Origin of the sequence: Mitsuokella multacida DSM 20544 (assembly GCF_000155955.1) — a bacterium.
In the GTDB taxonomy this organism is placed as follows: Bacteria; Bacillota; Negativicutes; order Selenomonadales; family Selenomonadaceae; genus Mitsuokella; species Mitsuokella multacida.
In genome coordinates, this window is record NZ_GG697141.2 from 660161 (window position 1) to 677227 (window position 17067).

General features: G+C 60.2%; 14 protein-coding genes. All 14 read left to right on the forward strand.

Going from position 1 to position 17067, the window contains the following annotated elements:
• The first annotated feature begins 17 nt into the window (after nt 1–17).
• Complete coding sequence (gene tgt / locus MITSMUL_RS03095; RefSeq protein ID WP_005839858.1) at nt 18–1145, forward strand: tRNA guanosine(34) transglycosylase Tgt; 1128 nt, start codon at nt 18–20, stop codon at nt 1143–1145.
• A 72-nt stretch (nt 1146–1217) separates the two neighbouring features.
• A complete protein-coding gene (gene yajC / locus MITSMUL_RS03100) occupies nt 1218–1496 on the forward strand; it encodes a preprotein translocase subunit YajC (protein ID WP_005839860.1) in 279 nt (92 codons plus the stop codon).
• On the forward strand, nt 1496–2092 hold the full coding sequence (locus MITSMUL_RS03105; protein ID WP_005839862.1) for a 5-formyltetrahydrofolate cyclo-ligase: 597 nt from the start codon (nt 1496–1498) through the stop codon (nt 2090–2092). Before yajC ends, MITSMUL_RS03105 begins: the two co-directional genes overlap by 1 nt.
• Before the next feature lie 43 nt (nt 2093–2135).
• Nucleotides 2136–3389 carry a protein translocase subunit SecD gene (gene secD, locus MITSMUL_RS03110; protein ID WP_187115581.1) on the forward strand — a complete coding sequence of 418 codons (1254 nt, stop codon included), beginning with the start codon at nt 2136–2138 and terminating at the stop codon, nt 3387–3389.
• Entirely contained in the window at nt 3382–4296 is a 915-nt protein-coding gene (gene secF / locus MITSMUL_RS03115; RefSeq protein WP_005839864.1) for a protein translocase subunit SecF, read from the forward strand. The genes secD and secF overlap by 8 nt, the downstream gene beginning before the upstream one ends.
• Before the next feature lie 784 nt (nt 4297–5080).
• The gene (gene recJ, locus MITSMUL_RS03120) at nt 5081–7087 is read left to right on the forward strand and encodes a single-stranded-DNA-specific exonuclease RecJ (RefSeq protein ID WP_005839866.1); all 2007 of its coding nucleotides are present in this window, start codon (nt 5081–5083) and stop codon (nt 7085–7087) included.
• 73 nt (nt 7088–7160) lie between these two features.
• Complete coding sequence (locus tag MITSMUL_RS03125; RefSeq protein WP_005839867.1) at nt 7161–9383, forward strand: RelA/SpoT family protein; 2223 nt, start codon at nt 7161–7163, stop codon at nt 9381–9383.
• A gap of 175 nt (nt 9384–9558) precedes the next feature.
• A complete protein-coding gene (locus MITSMUL_RS03130) occupies nt 9559–10014 on the forward strand; it encodes a Fur family transcriptional regulator (RefSeq protein ID WP_071599933.1) in 456 nt (151 codons plus the stop codon).
• Between the two features lie 32 nt (nt 10015–10046).
• Nucleotides 10047–11558, forward strand: a complete 1512-nt coding sequence (hemZ, locus tag MITSMUL_RS03135; RefSeq protein ID WP_040635824.1) for a coproporphyrinogen dehydrogenase HemZ — start codon at nt 10047–10049, stop codon at nt 11556–11558.
• Nucleotides 11559–11579: 21 nt separating this feature from the next.
• The gene (gene hisS / locus MITSMUL_RS03140) at nt 11580–12845 is read left to right on the forward strand and encodes a histidine--tRNA ligase (RefSeq protein WP_005839872.1); all 1266 of its coding nucleotides are present in this window, start codon (nt 11580–11582) and stop codon (nt 12843–12845) included.
• Nucleotides 12845–14650 (forward strand): aspartate--tRNA ligase, encoded by a 1806-nt coding sequence (aspS, locus tag MITSMUL_RS03145; protein WP_005839874.1) that lies wholly within the window; start codon nt 12845–12847, stop codon nt 14648–14650. Before hisS ends, aspS begins: the two co-directional genes overlap by 1 nt.
• Before the next feature lie 112 nt (nt 14651–14762).
• Entirely contained in the window at nt 14763–15533 is a 771-nt protein-coding gene (locus tag MITSMUL_RS03150; protein WP_005839875.1) for a WecB/TagA/CpsF family glycosyltransferase, read from the forward strand.
• A gap of 158 nt (nt 15534–15691) precedes the next feature.
• Entirely contained in the window at nt 15692–16351 is a 660-nt protein-coding gene (locus MITSMUL_RS03155) for a phosphatidylserine decarboxylase family protein (RefSeq protein WP_005839878.1), read from the forward strand.
• Nucleotides 16351–17061, forward strand: a complete 711-nt coding sequence (pssA, locus tag MITSMUL_RS03160) for a CDP-diacylglycerol--serine O-phosphatidyltransferase (RefSeq protein ID WP_005839883.1) — start codon at nt 16351–16353, stop codon at nt 17059–17061. Before MITSMUL_RS03155 ends, pssA begins: the two co-directional genes overlap by 1 nt.
• The last annotated feature ends 6 nt before the right edge of the window (nt 17062–17067 follow it).

The window sequence follows — 17067 nt, forward strand, 5'->3', positions numbered from 1 at the left end:
AAAGTTGAGGTTTTTATTTGACTGCTATCACATATGAGCTCGTCAAGAAGGACGAGCGCACGGGGGCGCGCGCAGGCATCATCCACACGCCGCACGGCAGCTTCCCGACACCAATCTTCATGCCGGTCGGCACGCAGGCGTCCGTCAAGGGCGTCTCGCCGGATGAGCTGCGTGACCTTGGCGCCGGCATCATCCTCTCGAACACCTACCATCTCTTCCTGCGCCCGGGCATGGACCTCATCCGCGAGGCCGGCGGCCTGCACAAGTTCATGCACTGGGACCGCGCCATCCTGACGGACAGCGGCGGGTTCCAGGTCTTCAGCCTCGGTGACCTGCGCAAGATCACGGAGGAAGGCGTGACGTTCCGTTCGCACATCGACGGATCGAAGAAGTTCCTCTCGCCGGAGGTCTCGATGGAAGTCCAGATGGCGCTTGGTTCGGACATCGTCATGGCCTTCGATGAGTGTGTGCCGTATCCGGCCGACTACGACTATGCCAAGAAATCGACGGAGCGCACGATCCGCTGGCTCAAGCGCTGCAAGGAGGCGATGACAGCCCCGAATCAGGGCCTTTTCGGCATCGTGCAGGGCGGTATGTACAAGGAGCTGCGCGAGTGGAGTGCCCGCGAGACGACGGCGATGGACCTGCCGGGCTACGCGGTCGGCGGCCTTTCGGTTGGCGAGCCGAAGGAACTCATGTACGAGATGCTCGAGTACTCGACATCTCTTCTGCCGCAGGACAAGCCGCGCTACCTCATGGGCGTCGGCACGCCGGACTGCCTCGTCGAGGGCGTGCAGCGCGGCATCGACATGTTCGACTGCGTCTACCCGACGCGCGTCGCACGCAACGGCATGGCCATGACCTGGACGGGCCGTCTCGTCATGAAGAACGCGCAGTTCACGCATGACCACCATGTGCTCGAGGAGGGTTGTGGCTGCTATGCCTGCCGCAATGGCTACACGCGCGCCTACATCCGCCACCTCGTGCGCGCGAACGAGATCTTCGGCCTGCGCCTCCTGTCGCTGCACAATCTCTACTTCCTGCAGGATTTCATGCGCCGCATGCGTCAGGCTATCCTCGATGACCGCTTCACGGAGTTCCGCAGCGATTTCTTCAATCATTACCAGATGCATGGCAAGCAGTGAGCGCGCTGTGTGTGAAATTAGGAATATACAAATACAAGAGAAACGATGTCAAAGTAAAAGGAGTTGTTCATTATGAGTCCAGAAACACTTGGGACGCTCGGTCCAATCGTCGTCATGGTCGCGATTTTCTACTTCCTGCTCTATCGTCCGCAGAAAAAGCAGCAGAGCCGCCGCCGTGCGATGCTCGACAGCCTCAAGAAGGGTGACCAGGTCATCACGATCGGCGGCATCTACGGTACGATCGAGGAGATTGGCGACAAGTCGCTGAAGCTCAAGATTGCCGACGGTGTCGTCATCGAAGTCGTGCGCTCGAGCGTCAACGCCAACGTCACGCAGCAGGAGGCCGCCTGATGACGACGCTGCACGAGAAAAAGCTCGCCGAGAAGAAGGCGCTTCGTCAGAAGATGCTCACCTTCCGCAAGGGGCTGACGAAGGAGCAGCATGAGGAAAAGAGCCGGGCCATTCTCGCAAGACTCTACGAGGAGCCGCGCTTTCAGCAGGCGAAGACCATCTTCGCCTACGCCTCGATGCCCGACGAAGTCCAGCTCTATGATTTGCTCGCCCATGCACTCAAGGCGGGCAAGCGCGTCGGCCTGCCGCTCATTACGGGTAAGGGGCTCATGGAAGTTGTCAACCTGCCGTCGCTCGACTCGCTCGTGCGGGGCAAGTTCGGCATCCTGACCGTCCGCGAGGAGGAACAGTCCATCATCCCTGCCTCTGAAGTCGACTTTGTCGTCGTGCCCGGTGCGGCGTTCTCGCCAGCGGGGGACCGCCTCGGCCTCGGCGGCGGCTACTACGACCGCTACCTTGCGGAAAAGGCACCACAGGCTTACCGTGCAGCACTGACCTTTGATGGCCAGGTCGTCCCGAGCGTCCCGATGGAAGCGCATGATGCAAGAGTCAATCTGATCCTGACGGAAACGCGTCGGATTGAACCAAATAAATAGACCACGTAGAAAGGGTTGTGAAACGTTGAGAAAGAATAGTCTCATCAAACTCATTGTCTGCATCGTGGCCATCGTCGGCATATTCCTTGCCTTCGTCAAGCCTTTGGCCAACTCCATACGCCAGGGCCTCGACCTGCAGGGCGGCACGCATGTCGTGCTCGAAGCCGAGGACACAGATGTAGCAAAAGTCAACGATGATGCGATGAACCGCGTCGTCACCATCATGGAGAAGCGCGTCAACGCGCTGGGCCTCACCGAGCCAATCATCCAGCGTGAGGGCGAGCGCCGCGTCATCATCGAGCTGCCGGGCGTCAAGGACCCGGATGCCGCTATCAAGACCATCGGCAAGACGGCTATGCTCGAATTCAAGGATGAAGAGGGCAACACGGTGCTCACGGGTACCGACCTCAAGGACGCACAGGCCGCGACGAATCAGCAGAACGGCCAGAACGTCGTCAACCTCGAATTCACGGATGAGGGCGCGAAGAAGTTCGCCGACCTCACGACGAAGAACGTCGGCCGTACGATCGCCATCCTGCTCGATGGTGAGGTGCTGACGGCACCGAATGTCCGCGAGCCGATCCTCGGCGGCAAGGCCGAGATCTCGGGCCAGAAGACGCTCGAAGAGGCGCAGAATCTTGCCGTCGTCCTCCGCAGCGGCGCGCTGCCGGTCAAGGTCAACATCATCGAGACGCGCACGGTCGGCCCGACGCTCGGACAGGATTCCAAGGATAAGTCGGAATTCGCCTTTGCCGTCGGCCTCGGCGCAGTCCTCTTATTCATGATCCTCTTCTACCGCATGTCGGGCTTCATCGCCGACATCGCCCTGATGGCCTACACGATCATGCTGCTCGGCCTCTTGTACCTGCTCGATGCGACGCTGACCCTGCCGGGTGTCGCCGGTATCATCCTGTCCATCGGTATGGCCGTCGACGCGAACGTCCTCATCTTCGAGCACTTCAAGGAAGAGTACCAGATCCAAGGCAAGACGCTGCGCCTCTCGATGGAGTCGGGCTTTAAGCGCGCCTTCACGACGATCTTCGACTCGAACATCACGACGATCATCGCCGCAGCCGTCCTGTTCTTCCTCGGCACGGGCACGATCCGCGGCTTCGCCATCACGCTGGGCCTCGGCACACTGCTCTCGATGTTCACCGCCATCACGCTGACGCATTACATGCTCAAGCTCATGGTCGACTCCAAGCTCTTTGAGAAGCCGGGTGCCTATGGTGTTACGGGCTTCATGCTCTGGAAAAAAGAGGATCTGAAAAAGGAGGATTTGAAGAAGGATGCTTAAATTCGATATAGCAGGTCATCGGAAAATCTGGTTCCTCATTTCCGCTTTGATCATCATCCCGGGCCTCATCTGCATGGCCGTCCGCGGGTTCAACTTCGGTATCGACTTCACCGGCGGTACCATCATTGACCTCAAGTTCAGCCAGCCGGTCAGCATCGCAGAAGTCCGCACGAGCCTCGCAAAGTACGACCTCGACGATGCGACCATCCAGCTGTCGGGCGCACAGTCCGACGTCAAGGAATCGGAAGACGTCATGATCCGCACGCGCGACCTCGAGGAGGACCAGCGCAAGGAAGTCATGGCGACACTCAAGACGGATGTCGGCGACTATCAGGTCCTGCGTGAAGAGAAAGTCGGTGCAACGATCGGCGGCGAGCTCATCACGAACGCCGTCCTCGCCCTCGTCGTCTCGTGGGCCTTGATTATCCTCTACGTCGCATACCGCTTTGAGCTGCGCTTCGGCATCGCCGCCGTCCTCGCGCTCATCCACGATATCCTCATCGTGCTCGCGGTCTTCTCGCTGACGCAGCGCCAGATTGATTCCTCGTTCATCGCGGCACTGCTGACCATCGTCGGTTACTCGATCAACGATACGATCGTCATCTTCGACCGCATCCGCGAAAACCTCAAGCTGCACTTCCGCCGCGGCGGCAACATCGACGAGCTCGTCAACCGCAGTATCTATCAGACGCTGACGCGTTCGCTCTACACGGTCTTCACCGTCCTCTTCACGACGGCCGCCCTCTACTTCTTCGGTGGCGACACGACGAAAGACTTCGCGTTTGCCCTGCTCGTCGGCTTCACCGTCGGCTGCTACTCGTCGATCTTCATCGCGAGCCCGCTCTGGATTGTCTTCCGCAACTGGGGCGAGAAGAAGAAGCACCAGCCGAAACCAGAGGCTGCGTAAAATCGCATATTGGATTTTTCAAGAGACTGCTGCTGAGGCAGTCTCTTTTTTATATTGCACCATCCGCTTTCGATTGACATCGGAGCAGGGGGCGGGGGCTGTATTTCAGCTTCGTCGCTCCGTTGAATGGGCCCCATGTCACGCCTTCTATTCTAGCAATTTCGCCGCCTGCCGCGGTGTTCTGACATCGCCGTGTCAAGAAGACGCTGTATCGGGGCCCAGCCCTGCGGGCAGTCACTGTGCTCCTGCAGGTGAAATACAGCCCCCGCCCCTGAGTCCATGCGTGACAGTCGCTTTGAGCTCCATGCAGTTGCGTTTCTTAGTTCCTATGTGATGCAGGTCTGCGCTTGAGAGCGGCTCGGGGCTCGAAAGTAACTGAGCAGGGAGGGTACCATTCCGCTTGCAGGAACGGCGTGATTGCCCGCAGGGATGGGCCGCTCCGTGTACTTGCTGGGCCACGGATGAAGGAACGCCGTGGCAGGCGGCGAATGGGCTTTGGGGATGCGAAGGGTACATGCGGTCCATTTAACAGAGTGACGAAACCGGAATGGTACCCTCCCTGCTACGATAATCTTTCACGAGTCTGGTGCGTCCGCGACAAAGCTGAAATACATCCCCCGGCCCATTGCCAATAGTTTCTCGATGAGAGAATATCAATGCCGCGAATCCCATATAAATTTTAGTTGTCATGTTTTGGCTTTTCCTGTATGATAGAGAGAAACATTGTAAACTATGATATAATATAGATAACGTAAATGCACAAGGTAACAAAGAGGGATACGAGTTGTATAAGAAGTGGAAATTGTATGAGCCGGTGCCGGAGCTAGCGGCGTTTGCGCAGGAGATTGGCCGGGATACGACGGTGGCGGCGCTCCTCTGGCATCGCGGCATCCGCACGCGCGATGCGGCGGAGCTCTTCCTGCATCCGGAGCGGCTGCCCTTTGCTGACCCGTTCGCGATGCGCGATATGGACAAGGCCGTCGCGCGCATCCAGAAGGCATTGGCGCAGGGTGAGCACATCACGGTCTACGGCGACTACGATGTCGACGGCATGACGGCGACGTCGCTTCTGACGCGGACGCTGCGCAAATTCGGCGCGAAGGTGGACTTCTACATCCCCGACCGCATGACGGAAGGCTACGGCCTCAACCGCCGGGCGCTCGAGGAGATTGCGGAGCAGTCGGACCTGCTCGTCACGGTGGACTGTGGCATCGCCTCAGTCGCGGACGTCGCGGCGATACAGGGCGCCGGCAAGCTCGACATCATCATCACAGACCACCATCTGCCGGGCAGTGAGCTGCCGCCCGCCTGCGCGGTGCTCAACCCGCATCGCGCGGACTGCCCGTATCCCGACAAGGACCTCGCGGGCGTCGGCGTCGCCTTCAAGCTCTGCCAGGCCCTTGCCGCTGCGCGGTCGGGGAAGCTGTGGGACGGCCAGTCGGCCTTTACGGATGACCTCGAGCTCGTCGCGCTCGGCACGGTCGCAGACATCGTGCCGCTGCGCGGGGAGAACCGCCGCATCGTCAAGCAGGGCATGGCCCGCATGGAGGCGACTGCACTGCCGGGCGTCGCGGCGCTCGTCGAGGTCGCGGGGCTCAAGGACAAGAAAATCACGGCGGGTCATCTCGGCTTCTTGCTCGCGCCACGGCTCAATGCGGCGGGGCGCATCGAGTCGGCGCGCACGGGTGTCGCACTCCTGACGGCGGAGGACCGCGCGCAGGCCGACAAGCTCGCGCTCGAGCTCGACGCGCTCAACACGGAGCGGCGCGAGATTGAGAGTACCATCTGCCAGACGGCGGAGCAGGAGCTCGAGTCCCTCGACATGGCGGAGACGAAAGCCATCGTTGTCGCGGGCAAGGGCTGGAACCCCGGCGTCATCGGCATCGCAGCATCACGGCTCGTCGACAAGTTCTACAAGCCGACCATCGTGCTCTCCGTGCAGGAGGACGGCATCTGCCGCGGCTCGTGCCGCAGCATCGAGGGGCTCAACATGTACGAGGCGCTCTCGGCCTGCAAGGAGCATCTGCTGCAGTTCGGCGGCCACGCGATGGCGGCTGGCCTCTCGCTGCGCGAGGAGGAGCTTCCCGCGTTCCGCGCGGCGTTTGCCGCCTATGCGGGCGCGCATCTCTCGGAGGAGGACTACGAGCCGAAGGTCTCGGTCGAGTTCGAGATGATGCCGGAGGAACTGACGCTTGACCTCGTCGAGGAGCTTTCGCTGCTCGAACCGTACGGCATGGGCAACCCCAAGCCGTATTTCGGCTGCCGCAATGTGCGCGGCCGCGAAGCGATGGCCATCGGGCGCGAGCAGAACCACCTGCGCTTCAAGCTCGGCACGGAGGATGCACCTGTGACGAGCCTGATGTGGAACCGCGCTGACCTCGCCGCCGCGGTCAACCGCGAAACACTCGACGTCGTCTACGCGCCAGCCATCAATGAGTGGAACGGGCGCCGCAGCCTGCAGTGCATGGTCGAGGACCTGAGCCCTGCACAGAGCGAGCGCGTCTTCCCCGAGAAGGAACTCTTGCGCGATATCTACCGCTACCTCTACGCCATGCAGAGGGGGCAGGGACTGATTCCCTTTGACACAGCGGCGCTCACAGCAGGTTTTTGCCAGTCATTCCATCATATTTCGCAGTATACGATGGGTGCGGCCTTGCGCATTTTCCAAGAATTAGGTATCCTAAGAGAGAATCTCAATGAAAATCGCTATTATTTGCCACCCGTTCAGGGCAAGCAGGGAAAGATGGAACTGGACGCTTCGCCGACGTACCGGCGGCACAAGGTCATCTGACAGGGATAGAGAAACAGAAAGACCTTGCATCACGCGGCAAGTCTATGCGTGATGACAAAAAGGAGTGGGATGTATGAATGACAAAGAGAAAGAACCGGTGACGATCGAGAACATCCTCGACGCTGTCAAATCGTATTCGCCGAAGGCCGACCTCGACCTCATCCGGCGCGCCTATGAACTCGCGAGAAAGGCCCATGCCGGGCAGACGCGCGTGTCGGGGGAGGCGTACATCATCCACCCGCTGCACGTCGCCCAGATCCTCACGCAGCTGCATCTCGACGACGCGACCATCAGCGCGGCTCTGCTGCACGATGTCGTCGAAGACACGATCTACACGAACGACCAGATGAAGGAGATGTTCGGCGACGAGGTCGCGATGCTCATCGACGGCGTGACGAAGCTCGGACGCCTGCAGTATAAATCGAAGGAAGAGGCTCAGCTCGAGAGCTACCGCAAGATGTTCCTCGCGATGGCCAAGGACATCCGCGTCATCATGATCAAGCTCGCGGACCGCCTGCACAACATGCGCACGCTCAAGTACATGCGCGAGGACAAGCAGAAGCGCATCGCGCGCGAGACGATTGAGATCTACGCGCCGCTCGCGAACCGTCTCGGCATCTCGAGCATCAAGTGGGAGCTCGAGGACCTCTGCCTGCGCTACCTCGAGCCGGAAATCTACTACGACCTCGTCGAGAACGTCAAGCAGAAGCGCAAGGAGCGCCAGACGTTCATCGATACGTCCATCGAGCAGATCAAGGAGAAGCTTGCCGAGGCGCACATCAAGGCGGACATCAGCGGCCGCGCGAAGCATTTCTACAGCATCTACAAGAAGATGAAGCGCGACAACAAGGAGCTCAGTGAGATCTACGACCTCTCGGCCGTGCGCGTGCTCGTCGACTCGGTCAAGGACTGCTACGGTGTGCTCGGCGTCATCCACGCGATGTGGAAGCCAATCCCGGGCCGCTTCAAGGACTACATCGCCATGCCGAAGTCGAACGGCTATCAGTCCCTGCACACGACGGTCATGACGCGCGGCTATCCGCTCGAGATCCAAATCCGCACGTTTGCGATGCATCAGGTCTCGGAGTACGGCGTCGCCGCGCACTGGAAATACAAGGAAGCGGGCAAGGGCGCCAAGGCAACGGGTGCCGTCGACCAGAAGATGAGCTGGCTGCGCCAGATGGTCAACCTGCAGCAGGAACTCAGCGACCCGAAGGAGTACTTCGAGGCGCTCAAGGTCGACGTCTTCTCGGACGAGGTCTTCGTCTTCACGCCGAAGGGTGACGTCGTCGACCTGCCGAAGGGCTCCATCCCGATTGACTTTGCTTACCGCATCCACACGGAAGTCGGCCACCACTGCGTCGGCGCCAAGGTCAACGGCAAGCTCGTGCCGCTCGAGTACAAGCTCAAGAACGGCGACATCGTCTCCGTCATCACCAACAAGGCGAACAACGGCCCGAGCCGCGATTGGCTCAACATCGTCGCCTCGTCGGAGACGCGCAGCAAGATCCGCTCGTGGTTCAAGAAGGAGAAGCGCGAGGAGAACATCGAGCAGGGCCTCGAGCTCATCAAGGACGAGGCCAAGCGCCTCGGCTATGCGCCCAAATCCCTGCTCAAGGAAGGGCGCCTGCAGCAGGTCGCGGACAAGCTCAACATCCTCAGTGAGGAAGACCTTCTCGCCGCACTCGGCTACGGCGGCATCACGGTGCGCAGCGTCATGACGAAGCTCATCGAGCTCTACAAGAAGGACCTCAAGGAAGCCACGCCGCCCGACGTCTCGAAGATGCTCTCGGAGCTCAAGACGCCGCAGCACGTCGGCAAGCGCAACCGCTCGAGCCACGGCGTGCTCGTCGAGGGCGAGAGCGGTCTGCTCGTCCGCCTGGCCCGCTGCTGCAACCCGATTCCCGGCGACCCGATCACGGGCTTCGTCACCAAGGGCCGCGGCGTCTCCGTCCACCGCGCGGACTGCCCGAACGTCCTGCGCGACAACGACCTCTCGCGCATGATCGAGGTCAGCTGGGATATCGGCCTCGACAAGGACTACACGGTCGAGATTGAGATCGTCTGCAACGACAAGAGCGGCGTGCTCGCAGAGCTCCTCGCCGTGCCGTCGGAGATGAAGATCAACATCCACAGCGTCAACGCCAATCCGAACCGCAGCAACAAGACGTCGACCATCATCATGGGCCTCGACGTCAAGAACGCGACGCAGGTCTCCCAGATCATGACGAAGATGCGCCGTCTCAAGAACGTCTACAGCGTCTCCCGCGCCCTGAGCAGCCGCACGGGACAGTGAGTACAGAGCGTCTAGAACAGTTGATTTCAGTTCTCTTTTGATTGTATTTTTTTCACATTTTTGTTATAATATATGCATTTGAAATGTTACGATATCCTGTGAATGAAATGAAACAATGATACAGAGGGGTAGCAGGGATCAAGAATCAATAGACGATAGAAAAGGGGACTATATTATGTCACAGACTTTCACGATGGACGACCTCAAGCGCATGCTGCAGGAGCGCCAGCACAAGATGACGCCGCAGCGCCAGGTCGTCCTCCAGATCTTCCTCGACCATCCGGGCGAGCACTTTTCGGCTGAGGATGTACACGGCATCCTGCGCGACAACAAATCCGAGATTGGCCTCGCCACGGTCTACCGCAGCCTCGAGCTGCTCTCGGAGCTCGGCATCCTGCAGAAGATGGAGTTCGGCGACGGCTGCAGCCGCTACGAGGTCAACAGGACGGATCCGTCGAAGCACCATCACCACCATCTGATCTGCACGAACTGCGGCAAGGTCATCGAGTTCCAGGACGACCTCTTAGAGCCGCTCGAGGACGACATCAAGGAAAAGCTCGGCTTCACGGTCAGCGACCATCAGGTCAAGTTCTTCGGCCTCTGCAAGGAGTGCCAGGAGGCCCAGAAGTGACGGCAGTACATGCAGGGACCCAAGAGGCAAAGCTGACGGTCCGGACATTCACGCTCAACAACCGCAAGGAGATCATCTCGAAGATTGTGCGCGAGGTGCTCGTGCTCTTCAAGGTGGAAACCGTGGGGCGCCAGGGCGAGGCCGACTACCTGCAGCTCTCCGTCATCAACCACCGCCTGCCCGACACCGAGGACGGGCGCGTCGTCATCGAGTCGAAGCTCATGCTCTTTGACCTCGCAGGCCACGCCACTTCTTTTGTGCGGCGCGGCACGGGAGCACTCGACGAGCGCGAGGGCGCGGCGGTCAACCGCCTGATCAAGCTCAATCTCTACCATATCTTCTGCGAAGAACTCGATATGCCCCAGGCACCCTGGGGCATTCTGCATGGCGTGCGCCCGACGAAGATCGTACACCGCTGGATCCGCGGCGGCATGGGGGAAGAAGATATCATCGAGCGCCTGCAGTCGGACTACGCCTGCAGCGAGGCAAAGGCGCGCGTCATCGTGCCGATGGCGTTCCGCCAACTGCCATTCCTCGCGCAGTCGGACGAAAAGACGGTCAGCGTCTACGTCGGCATCCCGTTCTGCCTGACGCGCTGCCTCTACTGCTCGTTCCCGTCGAACATCCTGCCGGGCAAGAAGCGCATCGCGGAGTTCATGACTGTCCTCGAGAAAGACCTGCTCGCGGCCAAAAAGGCCATCGACCACTACGGCTTCCGCGTGCAGAATATCTACGTCGGCGGCGGCACGCCGACGAGCCTGCCGGATGAAGCCTTTGCCGAAATGCTCAATATGGTATATAATGCTTTCTATGGGCCCTCTATCGTGGAGTTCACGGTGGAGGCGGGCCGTCCGGACAGCATCACGCCCGCGAAGATCGAGATGATGAAGCGCCTTTCCGTCTCTCGCGTCAGCGTCAACCCGCAGACGATGCAGGCAAAGACGCTCCACCGCATCGGCCGCCAGCACACGCCGGAAGACGTCGTCACGATGTTCCACGCGCTGCGTGAGGCCGGCATCCCGCACATCAACATGGACCTCATCCTCGGCCTGCCAGGCGAGACGGCCGAAGATGTGCGCGACACAATGGAGAAGGTCACGGCGCTCGGACCGGACGACATCACGCTGCACGCCCTGGCCCTCAAGCGCGGCTCGCGCCTGCGCCTCCTCATGGAGGACCAGCACGTCGAGCTGCCGTCCGACGAGGAGACGCGCCGCATGTCGGAAGTTGCGATGGCCTATGTCGAGAAGCTCGGCATGCGCCCGTACTACCTCTACCGCCAGGGCTACATGAGCGGCGACCTCGAGAACGTCGGCTGCTGCCGCGCCGGTGCGGAAGGCATGTACAACATCCAGATCATGGAGGAGCACCAGACCATCATCGGCATCGGCGGTGCGGCGACGACGAAGGGCGTCGATTTTCGCAGGAAGCGCATGAAGTCCTCGTTCAACGCGAAGGACCTCGTGACGTACCTGCGCGACATCGATATCTACATCGAAAAGCGCCGCGCGCTTCTCGACGAAGCGTACGGCAATCCATCATAATTCATACAGGGGGAACGATTCATGCTCACCAATGCCCCTCGGGGAACAAAAGACATCCTGCCCGACACCGTCGGCGAATGGAACTACATCGAAGGGAAGATCCGCGAGATCTGCGGCCGTTACGGATTTGAAGAAATCCGCACGCCGCTCTTCGAGCACACGGAGCTCTTCCATCGCGGTATCGGCGAAGGCACCGATGTCGTCGACAAGGAGATGTACACGTTCGAGGATCGCGGCGGACGCAGCATCACGCTGCGCCCGGAGAACACGGCGTCAGTCGTGCGCGCTTACCTGCAGAACAAGCTCTACGGCGACTCCTCGCTCGTCAAGCTCTTCTACATCGGTTCGATGTTCCGCTACGACCGCCCGCAGGCCGGCCGCATGCGCGAATTCCATCAGTTCGGCGTCGAGTCGCTCGGCGAGGAGAACCCGATGGCCGATGCTGAGATCATCATGTTGGCCGTCGATTTCCTGCAGTCGCTCGGGCTCAAGGACCTGAAGCTCAGCCTTAACTCGGTCGGCTGCCCGAAGTGCCGTCCTGTCTACCGCAAGGTCCTGCAGGACTACTTCCGCGACAAGCTCGATGACCTCTGCGAGGACTGCCAGGACCGCTTCGAGCGCAGCCCGCTGCGCATCCTCGACTGCAAGGTCGATGCCGACAAGCCTTACATGGCCGATGCGCCGAAGATCACGGACTGCCTCTGTGACGAGTGCCGCGAGCACTTCGAGAAGGTCCAGAGCTACCTGACGAATGCCGGCATTGAGTTTGAGCTCGACCCGCGTCTCGTGCGCGGCCTCGACTACTACACGAAGACGGCCTTCGAGATCAAGTACGCGCCGCTCGGCGCGCAGAGCGCTGTTGCCGGCGGCGGCCGCTACGACGGCCTCATCGAGGAGATCGGCGGCAAGCCGACGCCGGCCGTCGGCTTTGCGACGGGCCTCGAGCGCGTGCTCCTGGCCCTCGAGAAGCAGGGCCTGATCCCCGAGCAGCCGAAGAAGACGGATGCCTTTGTCGTCGCGCTCGGCGAGGCGGCCAAGGCCCCGGCGTTCACGCTCCTGACGAAGCTGCGCCGCGCCGGCCTCAAGGCTTCGATGGACTATGCGGGCCGCAGTATGAAGGCCCAGATGAAACAGGCAAACAAGGCAAATGCCCGCTTTGCGCTGATCATCGGTGAAGATGAAGTCAAAGAATCCTGTGTCATGCTCAAGGATATGGAAAAGAGTGTGCAGCAGAAGGTTTCTTTTGATGCAATTATAGAAAAGCTATGTGCTGAGGTGAAAGGTTAATGGAAACATTACAAGGTATGAAGCGCACCCATCATTGCGGTGTACTTCGCAAGACGGACGTCGGCCAGGAAGTCGTACTCTGCGGCTGGGTCTCCCGCCGTCGTGACCACGGCGGACTGATCTTCGTCGACATGCGCGACCGCTCTGGCTTCGTCCAGGTCGTATTCGACGAGGCTGCCATGAACGAAGGAACGTTCCACAAGGCAGAGTCCCTGCGCAATGAGTTCTGCATCGCCGTCCGCGGCAAGATCCGTGCGCGCAGCGAGGAGACGATCAACCCGAACATCGAGACGGGCGAGATTGAGGTCGTCTGCGCCGAGCTGCGCATCCTCAATCCGTCGAAGACGCCGCCGTTCTACATCCAGGACGGCGTTGATGTGGACGAGATGGTCCGCCTCAAGTACCGTTATCTCGACCTGCGCCGCCCGGAGATGCAGAAGAACATCATCCTGCGTCACCGCGTGACGAAGATCATGCGCGATTTCTTCGACCGCAACGGCTTCCTCGAGATCGAGACGCCGATGCTCTGCAAGAGCACGCCGGAAGGCGCTCGCGACTTCCTCGTCCCGAGCCGCGTCAACCCGGGCGAGTTCTACGCGCTGCCGCAGTCCCCGCAGATCTTCAAGCAGATCCTGCAGGTCGCCGGCTTCGAGAAGTACTTCCAGATCGTCCGCTGCTTCCGCGATGAGGACCTGCGCGCCGACCGCCAGCCGGAGTTCACTCAGCTCGATATCGAGATGAGCTTCATGGATCAGGATGATATCCTGACGCTGATGGAGGAGATGATCAAGGAGCTCTTCAAGAAGGCCATCGGCGCTGACGTCCCGACGCCGTTCGAGCGCATGGAGTGGGATACGGCTATGGACAAGTACGGTTCCGACAAGCCGGACCTCCGCTTCGACATGCCGCTCATGGACATCTCCGAGTACGTCAAGGGCTCGAGCTTCAAGGTCTTCAACTCCGTCATCGAGAATGGCGGCATGGTCAAGTGCATCAAGGTCGACGGCTATGCGGATATCCCGCGCCGCCGCCTCGATGACCTCGTCAAGTTCGTTCAGGTCTACGGCGCCAAAGGCCTTGCCTGGATCCAGTACACGGAAGAGGGCATCAAGAGCCCGTTCAAGAAGTTCTACGAGGATGAGACGTTCGCCAAGATTGCCGAGGCAACAGGCGCCAAGACGGGCGACCTGCTGCTCGTCGTCGCCGACAAGCGCCTCGTCGTCGACACGGCGCTCGGCCAGCTCCGCCTCGAGATGGGCAAGGAGCGCGGCCTCATCGATCCGGACAAGCTCCGCTTCCTCTGGGTCGTCGACTTCCCGATGTACGAGTGGAGCGACGAGGAGCACCGCTTCAAGGCCATGCACCATCCGTTCACGGCTCCGCGCGACGAGGATATCGACCTCCTCAACACGGACCGCATGGGCGATGTCAAGGCCAAGGCTTACGACATGGTCCTCAACGGCGTCGAGATTGGTGGCGGCTCGCTGCGTATCTACAACGCCGACCTGCAGGAGAAGGTCTTCGAGTCCCTCGGCCTCACACCGGAGCAGGCTCATACGAAGTTCGGCTTCATGATGGATGCCTTCCAGTACGGCACGCCGCCACATGGCGGTCTCGCATTCGGCCTCGACCGCCTCGTCATGCTCATGGCGAAGCGCCCGTCAATCCGCGACGTCATCGCCTTCCCGAAGACGCAGAGCGCGCGCGACGTCATGTCGAACGCTCCGTCGCCTGTCGATGAGAAGCAGCTCCGCGAGCTCTCCATCCGCACGGCCGTCAAGAAAAAAGAGAAGAAGGAGAACTGAGTCTCCTGCGTATTCAGAGGCATCTGCTCTCTGAAAGAATCCCGAGTACCTTTCGAGGTGCCCGGGATTCTTTGCATATTGGCCCAATTTATGATAGAATCTATCTTATATCATGAAGGGCCGCAGCCTGCGGTCTTGTCTATGGGAGGGTAACAACGTGCCGAAGAAGATCGATATCCTCGGGGTCAAGGTCGACCCTGTCACGATGGATGAAGCCGTCGCCCAGGTGGAGACGTATATGGATGAGATGAGCGGCGTGCTCGTCGCCACGGCCAATGCCGAGATGATCATGCGCGCGACGCATGACCACGAGCTCATGAAGATTCTCAATGATGCCGCACTTGTCGTGCCGGATGGGGCGGGGACGGTCTGGGCTGCGCACCACCTCGGCCACGAGATGCCGGAGCGCGTCGCCGGCTACGACCTCGCGCAGGAACTCATGCGCCGCGCGCCGGAGAAAAAGCGCCGCATCTTCTTCTTCGGCTCAGCGCCCGGCGTGGCAGAGCTCGCCAAGAAGAAGGCAGAGACGCTCTACCCAGGCATCGAGATCGTCGGCACGCGCAACGGCTTCTTCTCGAAGAAGGATGAGCCAGTCATCATCGAGGAGATCCGCAAGGCGAAGCCTGACCTCCTGCTCGTGGCGCTCGGCGTGCCCAAGCAGGAGAAGTGGCTTTACGCCCACAAGGACGAGCTCGGCGTGCCCGTCTCGATCGGCGTCGGCGGCACGCTCGACGTCATGGCCGGCGTCATGAAGCGCGCGCCGCGCTGGATGCAGAAAGCCAAGCTCGAATGGCTCTTCCGCGGCATGCTGCAGCCGAAGCGCGCCGGCCGCCTCATGGCGCTGCCGAAGTTCGTGCTTAAGGTCCATCACGCCAAGAAGTGAGAAGTGATGAGAAAAGTCACGGACGCATGCGCCTTGATGGCCATCTCGTATGGACAAAGGCAGGGCAATCCGTTATAATTGTAAATTAGCAGGCAGGCCAGTGGCGAAACTGGCCTGCTCCTTATGCGGGCATCTGCTTGCATGAGGAGCGATAAACAATGAGATCAGGAGGTGGAGGTTTGACTCCGATTATTTCAGAAGGATACCCGTTCATCGGGGGATGCTTTGTGCTGACGCTGCTCTTTGGTTGGTCGTTCCATCCGCTGGCTGCCGTCATACCATTCGTCCTCATGCTCTATTTCTGCTACTTCTTCCGCAATCCGAACCGCCATATCGAGCAGGACCCGTCCGTCGTGCTCTCGCCGGCTGATGGTACGGTCACGGACATCGTGCCGCTCGAGACGGATGAGGACGGCTTCCTCCAGGAGCCGTGCAACAAGGTCATCATCTTCATGTCGGTCTTCAACGTGCACGTCAACCGCAGCCCCATCGACGGGGAAATCAAGCTGCAGAAGTATTACTGCGGCCGCTTCCGTCCGGCCTACAAGGACACGGTGGGCTTCGAGAATGAGCATCACCTGCTCGGCATCGAGAACAGCCGCATGCGCATCACCGTCAAGCAGATTGCGGGCATCCTGGCCCGCCGCATCGTCTCCTACGTCACGCTCGACGACAAGCTCAAGCAGGGAGAGCTCTACGGCATGATCAAGTTCGGCTCGTGCCTCGAGGTCGTCATGCCGAAAGACGTCGCGGTGACGGTCGAGAAGGGCCAGAAGGTCATGGGAGGCAAAACCATTATCGGGAGGATAAAAGACTGATGGACTATCGCAGGTTAATACCGAATATGTGTACTTCATCGAACCTTGTCTTCGGCATGTGTTCGATTCTTTCCACGTACAACCACAACTTTATCTGGGGCTCGATCTTCATCCTGCTCGCACTCGTCGCTGACGGGCTCGATGGCCGCACGGCGCGCTTCTTCGGCGTGGCCAGTGAGATGGGCAAGGAGATGGATTCGCTCTGCGACCTCGGCTCATTTGGCATCGCACCGGCATTCCTCGCCTGGGCCTTCGTGCTGCACAACCACGGCATCCTCGGCATCGTCGTCGCGATCTTCTTCGCGATCTGCGGCATGTGGCGCCTCGCGCGCTTCAACGTCAACGCCTCGGTCGTGCACGGCTACTTCATGGGCCTCGCCATTCCGGCCGGCGGCAACATCGTCGCGATGACGACGCTGCTCTTCGTGCAGCTCGGCATCGACCCGATGACGTTCGGCATCGCGTACCCGATCGTCATGGCGTTCGTCGGCTGGCTCATGGTCAGCCACGTCCACTACCCGAATTTCAAGGGTGATGGGGCAGAGCCCATCTACCTGCTCTCGAAGGTCGTCGCACTCGTCATGTTCCTCGCCATCCTCTGGCTCGGCCACGCATCGCTTCTCGCGGCTCTCGCTGTCGCCATCTTCTCCACGTATGCGGTCCTTGGCATCGTCAATTCTCTGCTGGCAAGTTTTGCAAAGAAAGGCTGATTGTTT